We start from the raw sequence: 14,359 nt of genomic DNA, 5'->3' as shown, positions 1-14,359 counted from the left end.
GTTATCCTCCCCGCCGGATGGTGATCTTCTGCTGTCGCCAGCCGACCCCGGAAACGAGGATCGCCTTGTCGACCGCATAGTCGACGATCATCATGTCATTCTTCATTCTGTAGTTGACGATCCGGTTCTGGCCGCCGCTGACGACGAACAGCACCGGCGCGTCTTGCCCACCGATCGAACGGGGGAACTGGATGTAGGTCTTCGTGCCGTCCGAATAGACCCGCTTCGGCTTCCATGCCGCGCTGCCGCTGACAGAGTAGGAGAAGTTCAGCTTGTCGGGCGCGGTGCCAGGGATGCCGCCCGTCTCCAGCCGGGCATTGATGTCCGCAAGCTTCGTGGAGACGTCCTCCGGATACTCAAAACCGACACGGGCCATGTACTGGCTCGGATGGGACTTGAGCTGCATGTGATAGGTCCGCCGCGACGTCGTGATGACCATCGACGTGACAAGCCCGGCTTCCGAAGGTTTCACGATCAGGTGGATCGCCTGTCCCCCAGCTGCGCCCGAGGTGGCTGGCTCGACCTTCCACCGCACAGTGTCGCCCACAAGGACGTCGCGCACGATCTCGCCACCTTGCAATTCGATGTCGCAGACCTGAAGCGGGGAGCAGACGACCGACGGCTGGGTTTCCCCGTAGAGGAAGATGACCTTGCCATCCGCGCCCTTGGCGACGAGACCGGGCGTTCCACGCCATTTGCCCGAAATGTTGGTTCCCCTCACCTCGTTCGTCGTCATGTTTTGCGCGAGTGCGCCGGAGGCGAACACGAGTGCGGCCATGCAGCCGGCGGCCGCGATCGATCCTGATCTGTGCATTTGATGTTCCCTGCCCTTAAAGCTGTGCTGTCCAGTCGAAGTCTTGGACGTAGAGACCGATGGGGTTGAGCCGGATGGTCGACTCGTCCTGGGGCGCCGTTAGCGAGACCGTGGCAATGCCGCGGAAACGCCGTGTTCCGGTTTCCTTGCCCTTCCGGTCGCGCTCATATTCCGTCCAGTCGACCTGATAGGTCTGGTTGGAGAGCGCCACGATGTTGTTGACCTCGATCGCGACCGTCGAGGTCTTCGCTTTCTCGAACGGCGAGTTTCCCCGAAACCAGGAATTGATCTTCTGGGTCGAGGGGTCGGATGTCCGAAGCAGCGCATAGGTCCGGTCGATATATTGCTTCTGCACGACGGCATCCGGCGTGATGGATCGGAAGCTGGTCACGAAGTTGCCGAGCGTCGCGCGCACGACGCGGGCATCGGCGTATTCGATCTGCTCGGGAAAGCCGACCGTGACGGAGGTGCCGAGTTTGTCGACCTCGACGATATAGGGCACCAACTTGACCTGAGTGCTCAGATACATGGCATAGCTGAAGCCGATCACGGCCATGGTCAGGCCGAGAATGCCGACGATGCGCCAGGCCCGCGCCGACTGGACGTAGGAGCCGTATCGCTCGGACCATTCCTGACGCGCGGCGAGATAAGGGTTTTCAGGGGCGCGATCTGCTGCCATCGATCAATCTCTTCTTCTTATGGTTTGTCGTTGCGTTCGGGGAACGGTTTTGTGCCGCTGCTGCCGCCACGTTTCTCGTCGAGCTTGGCGTTCGCAAGGCCGAGGATCGAGCCGGCATAGGCGCCAGGCGAACCAATCGCCTTTTCCTTGGCGGCCGAGCCGGCAGCTTTCGCGCCCGAACCGATACCAGCGCCGACGCCACGAGCTGCTGCGCCGGCGATGGACGAGCCTGCGGCGCGGGCGGCCTGGGCCGCCGCAAAGCCTGCGCCAGCCGCACCGGCTGCGAGGAATCCTGCACCGGCGGCGAAGGACGCGGCCTGCCCTCCGTGGCGGATGGTTTCCATTCCTCCCGTCACCGAGGCGCCCTGCACGACGCCCTGCATGATGTTCGGCACGTACATTGCGATGATGAACACCACGACCGAAATGCCCGCGATCGCGAGCGTCGTGATGAACTGATCGCTCTCGGCGGTTGGCGCCTGCGCCAATCCGATGAGAACCTCCGAGCCGATCCGCGAGATCATCACGAGCGCCATCAGCTTCATCCCGACCCCGAAGGCGTAGACGAGATAGCGAATGGCGAAGTCCTTCGTGAACGATGACCCGCCAAGACCCAGCATGATCATGCCGGCGAGCAGGCCGACATACATTTCCACCATGACGCTGACGAAGATCGCCGCCACCAGCGAGAAGCAGATGACGACGATGCCCATGGCAAGCACAGCGGCGATCGCGAGCGCATTGTCTTCGAAGACACCGAATTGGGCCTGCTGCGACATCTGCGATGCAACCCGGATGCCGGCGTCGAACACTTCCGCCGGCGAGGCCGAGCCACCGCCGGAGCCAATCTGGAAAAGGCTGTCCACAACAGCGCGCGCGAACGTCGGTCCCTGATCGAGAACGAACGCGAAGAAGCCAATGAACATGATGCGGCGGACCAGTTCGGCAAACCAGCTGTCGAGCGACGCCGCCTGGATCGCGAGCCACACCGCGGCGATGCCAATCTCGATTCCGGCCAAGATCCAGAACAGGGATCGCGCCGCATCCATGATCGTGGTCTCCCACCCCTTTGCAGCCGATGAGACCTGGTTTTCCAGCTCGGTCAGCACCTGGCCCTGTTGTGCAAAGGCCGGCGCGGCAAGCGCGAAGCACAACAGGGCCGTGATGACGGCGGTGCGCTCAAGATCGGCTTTCACCATCGCGGACGCATCTCCTGCCCTTTTTCGATCGGCGGCAATTCCTTGCCGGAACCGAAGAATTTTTCGCGTGCGGCCCGCTGCTCCTCCGACATCGCTGGCTTGCTCGTGTCGCCGGTCTTGAGGATGAGAACCGTAGCTGCGACCGATAGAGCTGCGGCCGCCGCCACAGAGCCGATGAATATGACGAGGGACCGGTTCACCAGCGCGGCTCCATCTTCTGACCTTCTGGAATGGACTTGACCTCGGCGTTGAAGAACCGGTCACGTCGTACCTGCGCGAGATCCTTGTCGGACTGCTCGGTCTGAAGCCAGGTGCCCATCATCGTCATCTGCTGGGAAACGAGGCCACGCAGCTTCTGCATCTGATCGACCTGCTGCGCCGCGATCTGATGGCCGACCTGCAGGGCCTTCATCTGGCCGTCGGCGCTCTCGGACATGCCGCGCAGCTCCTTCATCGTGCTTTCCTCGCTGTCGAACTGGTCGGCGGTCAGGCTGGCAGCACTGAGCGTGCCGGCGATGGTGCCGCGGTTCGTGTCGGACCAGTTCTGGTAGGCCGTGGCGAAGCTTTCCTTGTTCGGGAGATTGTCCTTCAGGTCGGCATAGCTCTTGAAACGCTGCTGGAGGACGTCGTCGGCATTGCCCATCGAGAAGGCGATGCCCTCCCCCTGCCTGACGACATCGCGGAGCTGTCCTAGATCCTGCTCCACCTGTCCCCAGATGTGGTCCGGAAGCTGCGCGGTGTTCTGCAGCATGTTGTCGTACATCTTCAACTGGTTCTGGATCTGCTCGGCGAGCTGGCTGATCTGCGTCAGCTGGTTCTCGACCTGCACGCCCGAGCTTTCCAGCAGCTTGATCAGTTCCGCGTTGTTGGCGAGCTGGGTCAACTCCGTCGCCTCGCCGGTGGCCGCGCCGGAAAGCGCCGGTGTGGCTGTGCCGAAGGTGATTGCGGCGGCGACGAGCGCGCGGGCGAGCTTACGTTTTGCTGGGGACGTCGATGGCATCGGAAACTCCTCTCGATTGAAGCCAATGGGCCGGCCATTCCTGGCCATGCTCGGATTTCAGGGCGCGGATACGCTTCAGGTCATCCTTGCCGGAGGCGCCGACGAAACTCAGCGCGACAGGTCCGAGCGACATATCGAACAGCCTGCGGCCGTCCGGGGTGGCGACGTAGTATTCGCGCTTCGGGATGGCGGTGGAGACGATTTCGATCTGCCGCTCGTTGAAGCCGATCCGCTCGTAGAATTCCCGCGTGCCCGGCTCGCGCGCCGCGCCGTTCGGCAAGCAGATCTTGGTTGGGCAGGATTCCTTCAGCACATCGATGATGCCGGAACGCTCCGCGTCCGAGATCGACTGCGTGGCCAGGACCACGGCGCAGTTGGCCTTGCGCAGCACCTTGAGCCATTCGCGGATCTTTGACCGGAAGACCGGATGGCCGAGCATCAGCCATGCTTCGTCCAGAACAATAAGGCTCGGCGCACCATCGAGACGCTTCTCGATGCGGCGGAAGAGATAAGTCAGCACCGGGACCAGGCTGCGTTCGCCCATATTCATGAGCTGCTCGATCTCGAAGCACTGGAACCCACCGAGCGTAAGCCCGTCCCGCTCGGCATCGAGGAGTTGCCCCATCGGTCCGTCCACCGTGTAGTGGTGCAGAGCATCCTTGATCTCCCGCATCTGAACGCCCGACACGAAGTCGGAGAGTGAGCGGCCGGGAGCATTGGCCATCAGCCCGATCTGTCGCGAAATCGCATTGCGGTGGTCCGGTGTGATCGTCACGCCTTGCAGGGCGACGAGCGTTTCGATCCACTCGCTTGCCCAGGCCCGGTCTCCGTCCGTCGCGAGGTCCGAGAGCGGGCAGAACGCGAGCGCCCTCCCCTCCTCAGCGTCGCCCCCGATCTCGTAATGATCGCCCCCGGCGGCAAGCGTCAGCGGATAGAGTGAATTGCCCTTGTCGAACGCGAAGATTTGCGCGCGCTCGTAGCGGCGGAACTGCGCCGCGATCAGCGCGAGCAAGGTTGACTTGCCGGAGCCGGTCGGGCCGAAGATCAGCGTGTGCCCGACGTCGTCGACATGGAGATTGAGGCGGAACGGTGTGGAACCGCTGGCAACCTGCATCAACGGCGGCGAGCCTTCCTGATAGAACGGGCAAGGCGCCACCGGGCTTCCGGACCAGACCGAGTTGAGCGGGACGAGGTCCGCGAGATTGCTGGTATTGATCAGCGGCTCGCGGACATTGCAGAACCAGTTGCCCGGCAGGCTGCCGAGATAGGCGTCGGTGGCGTTAAGGCCCTCGATGCGGGCGCCGAAGCCCTCGGCCTGCACGAGACGGCGGATCGCTTCGGCCTTCTCCTGAAGCGCTTCGCGGTCATGATCGAAGAGGATCACGACCGGCGTATAGTAGCCATAGGCGACCAGCTGGGACGATGCCTGTGCGATCGCGTCCTCGGTCTCGGCCACCATGGTCAGCGCATCCTGGTCGACTGACCGGCTTTGCGTCTGAAATAGCTGGTCGAAGAACGGACGGACCTTCTGCTGCCACTTCTTCCTGGTCCGCTCGAGCTTTTGGCGCGCCTCCTCTGCATCGAGGAAAATGAAACGCGACGACCAGCGATAGGTCAGCGGCATCAGGTCAAGGCTGTTGAGGATGCCCGGCCAGCTCTCGGCCGGCAGGCCGTCGATCGCGACGACGCCGAGGAATGTGTTTTCGACTTTCGGGGTCAGGCCGTGTTGAAGTTCGGCCGTTGCGATCCAGTCGAGATACATCGGCACATCCGGTAGACGGATCGGATGGTTCTCGCCGGTGATGCAGAAGCGCACGAACTGGAGCAACTCGTCATATCGCGCGACGCGCTCCCCTCCCCGCTCGACGGTCTCGCGCGTCTCCATGCGCCGGATCGAAAGAGTGTTGCCGAGATATTGCTCGATCTCCCGAATCGCGTTCTTGAAGATGAAGAGGACCGTGTCCGCATAGGATTTCTTGCGGCTCTCTTCATCCGAATAGACGTATTTGCTAAGCGCGCTCTTCTTCGATTCGAGCGGACGATAAGTCAGCACGAGTGCATGGCGGCTCTCGAAATGCCCTTGCTCCCGCTCGAAATGCGCGCGGCGTTCTGCATCGATGGCGCGGGTGACTGGGTCCGGGAAGAAGCAGCGGGTCTGTGACGGGTAGTCGACGGTCGGGATGCGAACGGCCTCGACCTGGATCATCCAACCCGTGCCGAGCCGCGACAGGATGGCGTTGATCTGGCGCGACAGCTCGTTGCGTTCGAGATCCGTCGCGCTTTCGGCGTCCGGACCTGCAAAGTACCAGCCGGCCATGAGGCTGCCATCCTTCAGGAGGAGCACCCCATTGTCGACTAGGCCGGCGTAGGGAACGAGATCCGCGAAGGATGGGCCGGTGGCGCGGAAGCGGCGGAGAGCAACCATCATCTCCTCCCTAGTACCGGCGCCAGGGCGAGGTCGTCGCCTTGTAGGTGTGCCTGTAGGAGACATGGCGGATATAGACCTTCCGCATCATCGGGTCAGCCTTGGCCATCATGCGCAGGATTCCGACGATGACGACCCAGACGGCGATGCCGAACAGCGCCGAATAGACCGTCAGGACGACGAAAATCAGGATGACGGCCGCGAGCCCGGTGATCAGCACCAGCTCCCGGTCCGCACCCATCAGAAGGTTCGGCCGGGACAGGGCGCGATGAATGCGATTGCGCTGCAGGCCGGAAAAGGACTCAGCCATGAGCCCCCTCCCCTCCTCCGGAAACCGGGCTCACGTCCAAACAAGCCTCGATTGGTCCGATCGAGGCGCCGGTCGCTCCGAACAGGCCGACGATCTGTGTCGCCCCGAGAAGAAGGCCGGCAACGAGGACGACGTACACCAGCCGCCGCGCGAAATCGTTCAACTCGCCGCCGAAGATCAGCATACCTCCGGCGATGGCGACCGCGGCGAGAGCGATATAGCCGGCGACAGGTCCAGTGATCGATTCCTGAATCTGTTCGAGCGGTCCCTCCCAGGGCAGGCCACCGCCGCCGGAGCCGGCAAGTGCCGGCGTAGCGAGCACCATCGCGCCGATTGCGATGAAGCAGCCAAGGGTAAAGGGGTTCCGGTTACGCTGCATCGCGCTCTTCCTCTGCATATGGTTCGGTGTGGTATTGGCCGCCGGCGAAGCGGCTGACATGAAGGATTTCCGTCACGCGCCTGCCTTTCGGGACGCGCTCGATGAAGATGATGAGGTCGACCGCATCGCCGATGACGGCTTGCATCGGCTGCTGGCTGGCTTCGGCCGTGAGCTGCTCCAGGCGTTGCAGCGCCGAACGCGCCGAATTAGCGTGTATCGTGGCGATGCCGCCCGGATGTCCGGTGTTCCACGCCTTCAGCAATGTCAGCGCCGCGCCGTCACGCACCTCGCCGACGATGATGCGATCCGGTCGGAGGCGCATTGTGCTCTTCAGCAAACGCGACATATCGACGGTATCGCTGGTGTGCAGGCACACGGCGTTCACCGCCGCGCATTGAATCTCGGCCGTGTCTTCGAGAATGACGAGCCGATCTTCGGGCGCATGCTCGACGATCTCCGCAAGGATCGCGTTCGTCAGCGTCGTCTTGCCCGAGCCGGTTCCGCCCGCCACCACGATGTTGAGCTTCGACTCGACGGCATTCCGGATCACCGACGCCTGCATCGGCGTCATGGTCTTCGACCGGATGTAGTCATCCAGTGGGATGAGCTGCGATGCGCGCCGGCGGATGGTGAAGGATGGTCCCACCACCACCGGCGGCAATAGCCCCTCGAAACGGTGCCCACCGATGGGAAGCTCGCCCGAGACAATAGGGTTGTCCTCGTCCACTTCCGATTTCAGGACATGCGCAACACTCCCGATGACCGTCTCGGCGGCAGCGCGCGTCATCTCGCCGGCGGCGGCGATGCCGTGGCCGAGGCGCTCGATGAAGAGCTTTCCATCCGGGTTGAGCATGATTTCGACGACACTCGGATCATCGAGAGCGATGCAGAGATGGTCGCCGAGCGCGTTTTCCAGCTTGGAGATCAGGCGGGGAAGCGAGTGGTGGTGATGGGACGTCATCGCTCAAGCCGCCTTCTTACCGAGGGTGGGGATCGCCGAGTGATAACCGGCAGGGCGCAAACGCTTGAAGCTCGCGGCATCGGCGGGGAGGATCCCGGCGACGCTGCGCGTCTCGTTGATCATGCTCGGATCGCCGAGACGCTGCATCGGCCAGCCAGCACGTTTCAGGATGCGCTCGAAGCGCACGTCCGTCGCGGTCGCGATCTCGTTGTAGCCATTCGTCAGGCACCACTCGACGATGCCGGCGAACATGGTGAGCGTCGCGCCATGCAGAGAACCGTCGGCCCTCCCCTCCTCGCATGCGGTGTCGACGCAGAACCGGGAACTTTCGATCATCCGGGGATGAGCGGGGAGCTGGCCGCGCCTGAGAAGCTGCGGAAAGACGGCACCAAGCATCGTCGTTCCGACCGCGGGCAGGAGACGCGCGCAGCCTATGACCGCATCGCGGTTGGAGAGCGCGATGATGTAGGTCGGCGCCAGATCATCGAACTCGTCATACTCGCGGCCGTCGGTGCAGCGGACATTCCAGGACAGGCGACCCTGGAAAATGCGCGCCCTGAGACGGTGCATGTCGTCGAGGATCTTCATTTCTGAGGCGGTTCGGGCCTTCGCAATAGCAGTGACTCGCATCGAACAAATCTCCCTGGCGTTTGAGACGCAGGGTGGTTTGCTGCCAATCGGCGCGGAGATCTACTCGCAGAAGTGTTAGTGGTGATTCTGGTGCCGAGATGGGCATCGGCAGGTGCTGGGTCACCTTTTTCAGCTATTTTTACTAACAAAAGTGTTAGTAGCGCGTCGGCGTGCCGTCGCGTGGTTGTCCCTTAAGTGACTATATTCGCTTGTGAAATTTATTTAGCCGACAATTTCTGGCATTTGGCGTTAACCTTTCGTTAACCAAAAACGCCTTGCGGCCACTGGAGAATCGCCCATACTAATCACGCTTTCTCGGCATTCGTGGTGAGAAAAGCGTTATTCTCAAAAAGTGGTGGCACGAGTGGAAACTGAGCGTACCTTGGCAGCGGACTTGGACTTGGATTTTGATGAGGAGATTCTCGAACAAGGGGAACTCATCTCAGACAAGCTCAACATGCTGCGCCTCGAACAGTATCCACCGAATGCCGAGAAGGGGCTCCGCCTTTTCTCTTTGTCCGAGGTCGCCGAGTTCCTTGGTGTGACCCAGAACCATATCAAGAAGTTGCACCTTGACGGAAAGGGGCCGCAGCCTCAAGTCTCTTCATCGGGCCGGCGTTCATACACAGCTGAGCAGATGCTCGAGCTTCGGCAGTTTCTGGATAAGTATGGTCGCAGCGACTTCAAGAAGTACGTTCCCCATCGACGCAAGGGTGAGGGTCTCCAGGTCATCTCTGTTGTGAATTTCAAGGGGGGTAGTGGGAAGACAACGACGACTGCCCATCTGGCCCAATACCTTGCTTTGACGGGGCATCGTGTCCTTGCAATTGATCTCGACCCCCAGGCTTCCCTCACGGCTCTGCATGGTATTCAGCCCGAGTTGGACAAGAACCCGTCCTTGTTCGAGGCGCTCCGCTACGACAAGCAGCGCCGCTCGATCACAGAGATTATCCAAAGCACGAATTTTCCGGGTCTGGACATTGTCCCGGCCAATCTTGAGCTGCAGGAATACGAGTACGAAACACCGTTAGCCGCATCGAACAAGAATTCTCCTGAAGGCAGGATGTTCTTCACGCGCATTAGTCAGGCGCTGAAAGAAGTAGACGACAAGTACGACGTCGTGGTGATCGATTGCCCTCCGCAACTCGGCTATCTCACGCTGACGGCGCTTACTGCGTCGACGTCGGTTCTGATCACAGTGCATCCGCAGATGTTGGACATCATGTCGATGAGCCAGTTCTTGCTGATGCTTGGGGGGATACTCCAGTCCATCAAGAGCGCTGGGGCAAAGGTGCGCCTTAAATGGTTCAGATATCTCGTCACACGGTATGAGCCGACTGATGGGCCTCAAGCCCAGATGGTTGGCTTCATGCAAGCGATGTTCAATCGACGAATGCTCAGCAATCAAATGCTCAAGTCTACGGCGGTTTCCGATGCCGGGATCACGAAACAGACGCTCTACGAGGTGGACCGGAACCAGTTCATTCGTTCGACCTATGACCGCGCCATAGAGTCGTTGAACGCGGTGAATAGCGAGATCACTTCTTTGGTACATCAGGCGTGGGGGCGGAAGTAGGCTTGGATTTGACAGCCGTGCAGAATGCAAAAAAAGACATAAAAAACAGCAAGATGATGAGAGATTTGAGGAAAAGCGATGGCTAGAAAGCATCTCCTCTCCAATATTGGCGGCATGCGCCCTGAAGAGGCATCGGTCGCTGCACCATCTGAAGCGCGAGCAGAATATGCGCGGCGCGGTGCATCGCGGTCTATGATGCAGTCACTCGACGAGATGGCTGAGAACTCGATCCGCTTCCTCGAGGGAGAATCCATCGTCCAGCTCGATCCGGACTCGCTTGATCCGTCACCGTTTCGCGATCGTATTGGCGAAGATGATGAGCAGTATCAGGCGCTCCGGAACGCGATCAAAAGGGCTGGCCAGTCGTCCCCAATTCTCGTTAGGCCAAACCCCGAAGTCGAAGGTCGACACATCATCGTCTTTGGACACCGTCGAACGAAGGTTGCGAAGGAACTTGGGACGACCGTAAGGGCGATAATTAAGCCGTTGGAGGAGATCAACTACGTTATCTCCCAAGGGCAAGAGAACACGGCACGCGCCGGGCTGACGTTCATCGAGAAGTCTCTTTTCGCGAAGACGCTTCAGACCGCAGGCATTTCAAAAGAAGACATCAAAACAGCCCTGACGGTCGACGACACCCTTCTGTCGCGCATGCTCGCTGTAGCAGAACAAATTCCTGGGGAAGTTCTTGAGGCAATCGGCGCCGCACGAGGTATTGGCCGAGATCGCTGGGAACACCTCAAGAAGATCGTTCTTCATCCTACCAAGGCGGCCGAAGCTGTTTCCTTGATTGGAGAAGGGCTGCTCGACGATGTGCCGATCGAAGAGCGATTCTCCGCAGTCGTGGACGCACTGTCGAAAAAAAAGCAGAAGAAGCCGGCATCCAGCCGGCCGACAGAGCGGACCTGGGCATTGGCGGAAAACGCGGTGAAGGTCGCTACGAAAGATGCTGGTCGGTCGTTTACGATCGCCGTGAAATCAAAGGATGCTTCCGGATTTGGAGCATACCTTTCGGACAATCTGGAGCGTCTTTACAGGGAGTTCCAGGAGCGTAGCGAAACGTAGGAGAGATTCGAAACCGCAAAAGAAAAAGGCCCCCGAAACATTCCGGAAGCCCTTCTCGAGTTAGCACCCAGAGAATCGCATTTCCGAGAATCCCCGTCAAGAGTCTGGTGAGGACATTTTGGCACCGTTTTGGTGAGCGGACGTCTTTTGCCTTTTGAAAGGTGAAGGAAAATGCAAGTCGGAAATGTAACCGCGCCCTTTGGGCCGCGGCGGATGTCGATTGCGCTCGTGAATCGGCAGGTTCAAGCGGCTGATATCAAGGCAGGCAAGTCCATCGACAAGTGGAAGGTGTTCCGCGACGTGAGCGAGGCACGCGGACTACTCGGCCTTCAGGATCGCGCGATCACCGTTCTGGACGCGCTTTTGAGCTTCTACCCCAAAAGCGACCTTTCGGAGGAGCACGGCCTGGTGGTCTTCCCCTCTAACGAGCAGCTCTCCCATCGAGCCCACGGCATTGCCGGCACCACGTTGCGCCGTCATCTGGCAGTTCTTGTCGACGCAGGGATCATCTTCCGGCGCGATAGTCCGAACGGTAAGCGGTACGCTCACCGCGCGAAGGGCGGAGAGATCGAGCAAGCGTATGGCTTCAGCCTCGCGCCACTCCTGGCTCGTGTCGAGGAATTCGCGATTCTTGCCCAGCAGGTCGTAGAGGAACGCCGGTTGCTCAAGCGGGCGAAGGAAGCCCTTACGATTTGCCGCAGGGATGTTCGCAAGCTGATTACGGCCGCGGTCGAGGAGGGCGCGGATGGGGATTGGGAAACGATTGAGGCTATGTTTGTCGCACTTGTCGGACGGATTCCGCGCTCTCCAAGCCGTACTGAAGTCGATGCGATCCTCGTAGAAATGGGCCTTCTGCGCGATGAAGTGCTCAACATCCTGAATATGCAACAAAAAGCAGAAAAAATGGATAGCAATGCTGTCCAAATCGGATGCCACATACAGAATTCAAATCCCGAATCCCTTAGTGAACTTGAACCTCGCTCTCGAAAAGAGCAGGGGGCGCCGTTGGAGAAAGAACCGAAACGGATTGTCAAGCCGATGGGATCGCTCCCGTTGACTATGATCCTGCGTGCTTGCCCGGAAATCACCGCCTATGTGCCGCAAGGAGGAGCGATTTCCGGCTGGCGGGATCTAATGAGCGCCGCCGTTGTCGTGAGAACGATGCTCGGCATCAGCCCATCGGCCTATCAGGATGCGTGCGACACGATGGGGGCGGAAAACGCCGCGACAGCGGTTGCCTGCATCCTTGAAAGGGAAGGACACATCAATTCACCCGGTGGCTATCTACGGGATCTCACCAGACGAGCCGAACGGGGCGAATTCTCGCTCGGGCCGATGATCATGGCCCTAATGCGAAGCGGCGCCGGCGACGAGCGACGGTCTGCATAGCGGGTGGGAAGGTACGGTCTGTGGCCCAGTGTATCCCGGCCTTTCTCTTCTGAGGAATGTGCGATCGAAGAGAGCGATGGACGCATTCAAGCGACTATGTTCCGGCCGACAGTGGGGCACTTCGATTGACGTACGCGGCCTGCAACGCTGTCATGCAGCCATCCGGGCTTCTCGGCGAAGCCGGACGGGACCATATTGTCTGCATGACGTTCGTACCTCCTCCCACGAACTTCATATAGCGAGTGATCTTCTCCTCCCTTGATCGCTCGCACCGGATCGGCGGCGCTCCTCCTCCCAGTTGCCGATCACAGTTTGGAAAGCCTGCCGCACCTCCTCCCGCGGCAGGCTTTTCTGTTCTCAGCATACTGGCTGGTGTGCGTTTCACCCTGCGGTCACGGCCCTGTAGCGTTTCGAACAGACCATTTTTCCGCGCTACCGAGCAGGTTCCTGACGGAGGAGAGCGACTATTTTGTCTCGCCGAGCGGCGTCCGCTGCGGAGGCGCTCTGCCGTTCAATCGCTTTCAGTATGTGGGCGATGACGGAGATCTGTTCGCGGTATCCAAGTGTTGATATTAGGCTGCCAGGGCGCTTAAACAATTCATAAGCGTCGATGCCACATCGGTCTTTCGGAAATCGGAGCAACATTTATGACCCGCGAACTTTCACTTCCACGCGACCGAATTTCCGTGCTTCTGCTGGAAGGCATTAGCCAGACCGCCGTGGACTACTTTTCTTCCTCCGGCTACACCAATCTCATTCACTTGCCGAAGGCGCTCGACGACAAGGATCTTAAGAGCCACATCGCCGACGCCCACATCATCGGCATTCGCTCCCGCACTCAGCTGACGGACGAGATCCTCGAATCCGCGAAGAAGTTGATCGCGATTGGCTGTTTTTCCGTCGGTACGAACCAGGTCGATCTGGATGCAGCGCGGCGGCGCGGCATCCCGGTGTTCAATGCACCGTATTCGAACACGCGATCGGTGGCCGAGCTTGTGATCGGCGAGATTATTATGCTGACCCGGCAGATTTTTCCGCGCTCGGCTTCCGCGCATCAAGGAGGGTGGGAGAAGTCCGCTGTCGGCAGCCGGGAGGTCCGCGGCAAAACGCTCGGCATTGTCGGTTACGGCAATATCGGATCGCAGCTCAGCGCGCTTGCCGAAAGCATGGGCATGGTCGTGCGCTACTTCGATCTATCCGATCGGCTTCGTCGCGGCAACTCGGAGTCGATGGCTTCGCTGGGCGACCTTCTCGAAATCTCTGACTATGTGACGATGCACGTTCCCGAAACGCCCTCGACGCATAATATGATCACTGAAACGGAACTGCGCCGTATGAAGAAGGGCGCCATCTTCATCAACAATTCTCGCGGCACGGTGGTTGACCTCGATGCGCTTACGAAAGTCCTGAAAGACGGCCATCTCGCGGGTGCCGCCGTGGACGTGTTCCCTAAGGAGCCGGCATCGAACAACGAGCGTTTCGAGACGCCGTTGCAAGGCTTGAGCAATGTCATTCTGACGCCGCATATCGGCGGCTCCACTGAGGAAGCCCAAGAGCGTATTGGCGGGGAGGTTTCGAGGAAGCTGGTCGAATACTCCGACATCGGCTCAACGATGGGCGCCGTCAACTTTCCGCAGGTACAACTGCCCGAGCGCCCGAACGGCACGCGTTTCATTCACGTGCATGAAAACCGCCCCGGCATGCTCATCCAGCTCAACGAAATCTTCTCGTCACGGGGGCTGAACATCGTCGCTGAGTTCCTTCAGACCCATGGCGACACGGGCTACGTGGTGATCGAGGCGGAAGGAATTTGTGCAAAGGCCGACGACATCCTACAGGCCTTACGCGAAATTCCCGGAACGATACGAGCGCGATTGGTCTACTGACAGCTGACCGATTGTGGTTTTTGCGTCCCGATTTCAATTGAGCCGC

Annotated in this window: 14 protein-coding genes; 4 read left to right on the top strand and 10 right to left on the bottom strand. The window is 60.0% G+C overall.

The features are described from left to right. Position 1 precedes the first annotated feature (1 nt). The 10 genes from trbG to traI are packed head-to-tail and all read right to left on the bottom strand — an operon-like array spanning position 2 to position 8,397. Positions 2-814: a P-type conjugative transfer protein TrbG gene (gene trbG, locus AABF56_RS37295; protein ID WP_064334777.1), complete on the bottom strand. Its 813-nt coding sequence runs from the start codon at positions 812-814 to the stop codon at positions 2-4. Positions 815-830: 16 nt separating this feature from the next. Then, entirely contained in the window at positions 831-1,493 is a 663-nt protein-coding gene (locus AABF56_RS37290) for a conjugal transfer protein TrbF (protein WP_064334778.1), read from the bottom strand. A gap of 17 nt (positions 1,494-1,510) precedes the next feature. Beyond that, entirely contained in the window at positions 1,511-2,692 is a 1,182-nt protein-coding gene (gene trbL / locus AABF56_RS37285) for a P-type conjugative transfer protein TrbL (protein WP_064334779.1), read from the bottom strand. Next, complete coding sequence (gene trbK, locus AABF56_RS37280) at positions 2,686-2,892, bottom strand: entry exclusion protein TrbK (protein ID WP_064334780.1); 207 nt, start codon at positions 2,890-2,892, stop codon at positions 2,686-2,688. Before trbK ends, trbL begins: the two co-directional genes overlap by 7 nt. Further along, positions 2,889-3,692, bottom strand: a complete 804-nt coding sequence (gene trbJ / locus AABF56_RS37275) for a P-type conjugative transfer protein TrbJ (RefSeq protein WP_064334781.1) — start codon at positions 3,690-3,692, stop codon at positions 2,889-2,891. The genes trbK and trbJ overlap by 4 nt, the downstream gene beginning before the upstream one ends. Beyond that, positions 3,664-6,117: a conjugal transfer protein TrbE gene (locus tag AABF56_RS37270; protein ID WP_064334782.1), complete on the bottom strand. Its 2,454-nt coding sequence runs from the start codon at positions 6,115-6,117 to the stop codon at positions 3,664-3,666. Before AABF56_RS37270 ends, trbJ begins: the two co-directional genes overlap by 29 nt. Positions 6,118-6,127: 10 nt before the next feature. After that, on the bottom strand, positions 6,128-6,427 hold the full coding sequence (locus tag AABF56_RS37265; protein WP_064334783.1) for a conjugal transfer protein TrbD: 300 nt from the start codon (positions 6,425-6,427) through the stop codon (positions 6,128-6,130). Continuing rightward, positions 6,420-6,806, bottom strand: a complete 387-nt coding sequence (locus tag AABF56_RS37260; RefSeq protein WP_064334784.1) for a TrbC/VirB2 family protein — start codon at positions 6,804-6,806, stop codon at positions 6,420-6,422. Before AABF56_RS37260 ends, AABF56_RS37265 begins: the two co-directional genes overlap by 8 nt. Next, on the bottom strand, positions 6,796-7,767 hold the full coding sequence (trbB, locus tag AABF56_RS37255; protein WP_064334785.1) for a P-type conjugative transfer ATPase TrbB: 972 nt from the start codon (positions 7,765-7,767) through the stop codon (positions 6,796-6,798). Before trbB ends, AABF56_RS37260 begins: the two co-directional genes overlap by 11 nt. 3 nt (positions 7,768-7,770) lie before the next feature. Further along, complete coding sequence (gene traI / locus AABF56_RS37250) at positions 7,771-8,397, bottom strand: acyl-homoserine-lactone synthase (RefSeq protein ID WP_064334786.1); 627 nt, start codon at positions 8,395-8,397, stop codon at positions 7,771-7,773. A gap of 457 nt (positions 8,398-8,854) precedes the next feature. Here traI and repA point away from each other — a divergent pair, with 457 nt between their 5' ends. The 4 genes from repA (at position 8,855) to serA (ending at position 14,313) form a co-directional block, all read left to right on the top strand. Then, positions 8,855-9,973, top strand: a complete 1,119-nt coding sequence (repA, locus tag AABF56_RS37245; protein WP_242225022.1) for a plasmid partitioning protein RepA — start codon at positions 8,855-8,857, stop codon at positions 9,971-9,973. A 78-nt stretch (positions 9,974-10,051) separates the two neighbouring features. After that, entirely contained in the window at positions 10,052-11,038 is a 987-nt protein-coding gene (repB, locus tag AABF56_RS37240) for a plasmid partitioning protein RepB (protein ID WP_064334788.1), read from the top strand. A 171-nt stretch (positions 11,039-11,209) separates the two neighbouring features. Then, positions 11,210-12,427, top strand: coding sequence for a plasmid replication protein RepC (gene repC, locus AABF56_RS37235; protein WP_064334789.1), 1,218 nt, complete (start codon positions 11,210-11,212; stop codon positions 12,425-12,427). A 647-nt stretch (positions 12,428-13,074) separates the two neighbouring features. Further along, positions 13,075-14,313, top strand: a complete 1,239-nt coding sequence (gene serA / locus AABF56_RS37230; RefSeq protein WP_064334790.1) for a phosphoglycerate dehydrogenase — start codon at positions 13,075-13,077, stop codon at positions 14,311-14,313. Positions 14,314-14,359: the final 46 nt, after the last annotated feature.

The sequence above is a fragment of the Shinella sp. WSC3-e genome, from assembly GCF_945994535.1.
Taxonomy (GTDB): Bacteria; Pseudomonadota; Alphaproteobacteria; order Rhizobiales; family Rhizobiaceae; genus Shinella; species Shinella yambaruensis.
Note: the sequence above shows the minus strand (reverse complement) of the source record. Positions and strands in the feature narration are given on the sequence as shown.

Coding starts and splice junctions, on each gene's coding strand:
- trbJ (WP_064334781.1), bottom strand. CDS start 3,692: ATGCCATCGACGTCCCCAGCAAAACGTAAGCTCGCCCGCGCGCTCGTC.
- trbB (WP_064334785.1), bottom strand. CDS start 7,767: ATGACGTCCCATCACCACCACTCGCTTCCCCGCCTGATCTCCAAGCTG.
- AABF56_RS37270 (WP_064334782.1), bottom strand. CDS start 6,117: ATGGTTGCTCTCCGCCGCTTCCGCGCCACCGGCCCATCCTTCGCGGAT.
- repC (WP_064334789.1), top strand. CDS start 11,210: ATGCAAGTCGGAAATGTAACCGCGCCCTTTGGGCCGCGGCGGATGTCG.
- AABF56_RS37265 (WP_064334783.1), bottom strand. CDS start 6,427: ATGGCTGAGTCCTTTTCCGGCCTGCAGCGCAATCGCATTCATCGCGCC.
- AABF56_RS37290 (WP_064334778.1), bottom strand. CDS start 1,493: ATGGCAGCAGATCGCGCCCCTGAAAACCCTTATCTCGCCGCGCGTCAG.
- trbG (WP_064334777.1), bottom strand. CDS start 814: ATGCACAGATCAGGATCGATCGCGGCCGCCGGCTGCATGGCCGCACTC.
- repB (WP_064334788.1), top strand. CDS start 10,052: ATGGCTAGAAAGCATCTCCTCTCCAATATTGGCGGCATGCGCCCTGAA.
- trbL (WP_064334779.1), bottom strand. CDS start 2,692: ATGGTGAAAGCCGATCTTGAGCGCACCGCCGTCATCACGGCCCTGTTG.
- traI (WP_064334786.1), bottom strand. CDS start 8,397: ATGCGAGTCACTGCTATTGCGAAGGCCCGAACCGCCTCAGAAATGAAG.
- repA (WP_242225022.1), top strand. CDS start 8,855: ATGCTGCGCCTCGAACAGTATCCACCGAATGCCGAGAAGGGGCTCCGC.
- AABF56_RS37260 (WP_064334784.1), bottom strand. CDS start 6,806: ATGCAGCGTAACCGGAACCCCTTTACCCTTGGCTGCTTCATCGCAATC.
- serA (WP_064334790.1), top strand. CDS start 13,075: ATGACCCGCGAACTTTCACTTCCACGCGACCGAATTTCCGTGCTTCTG.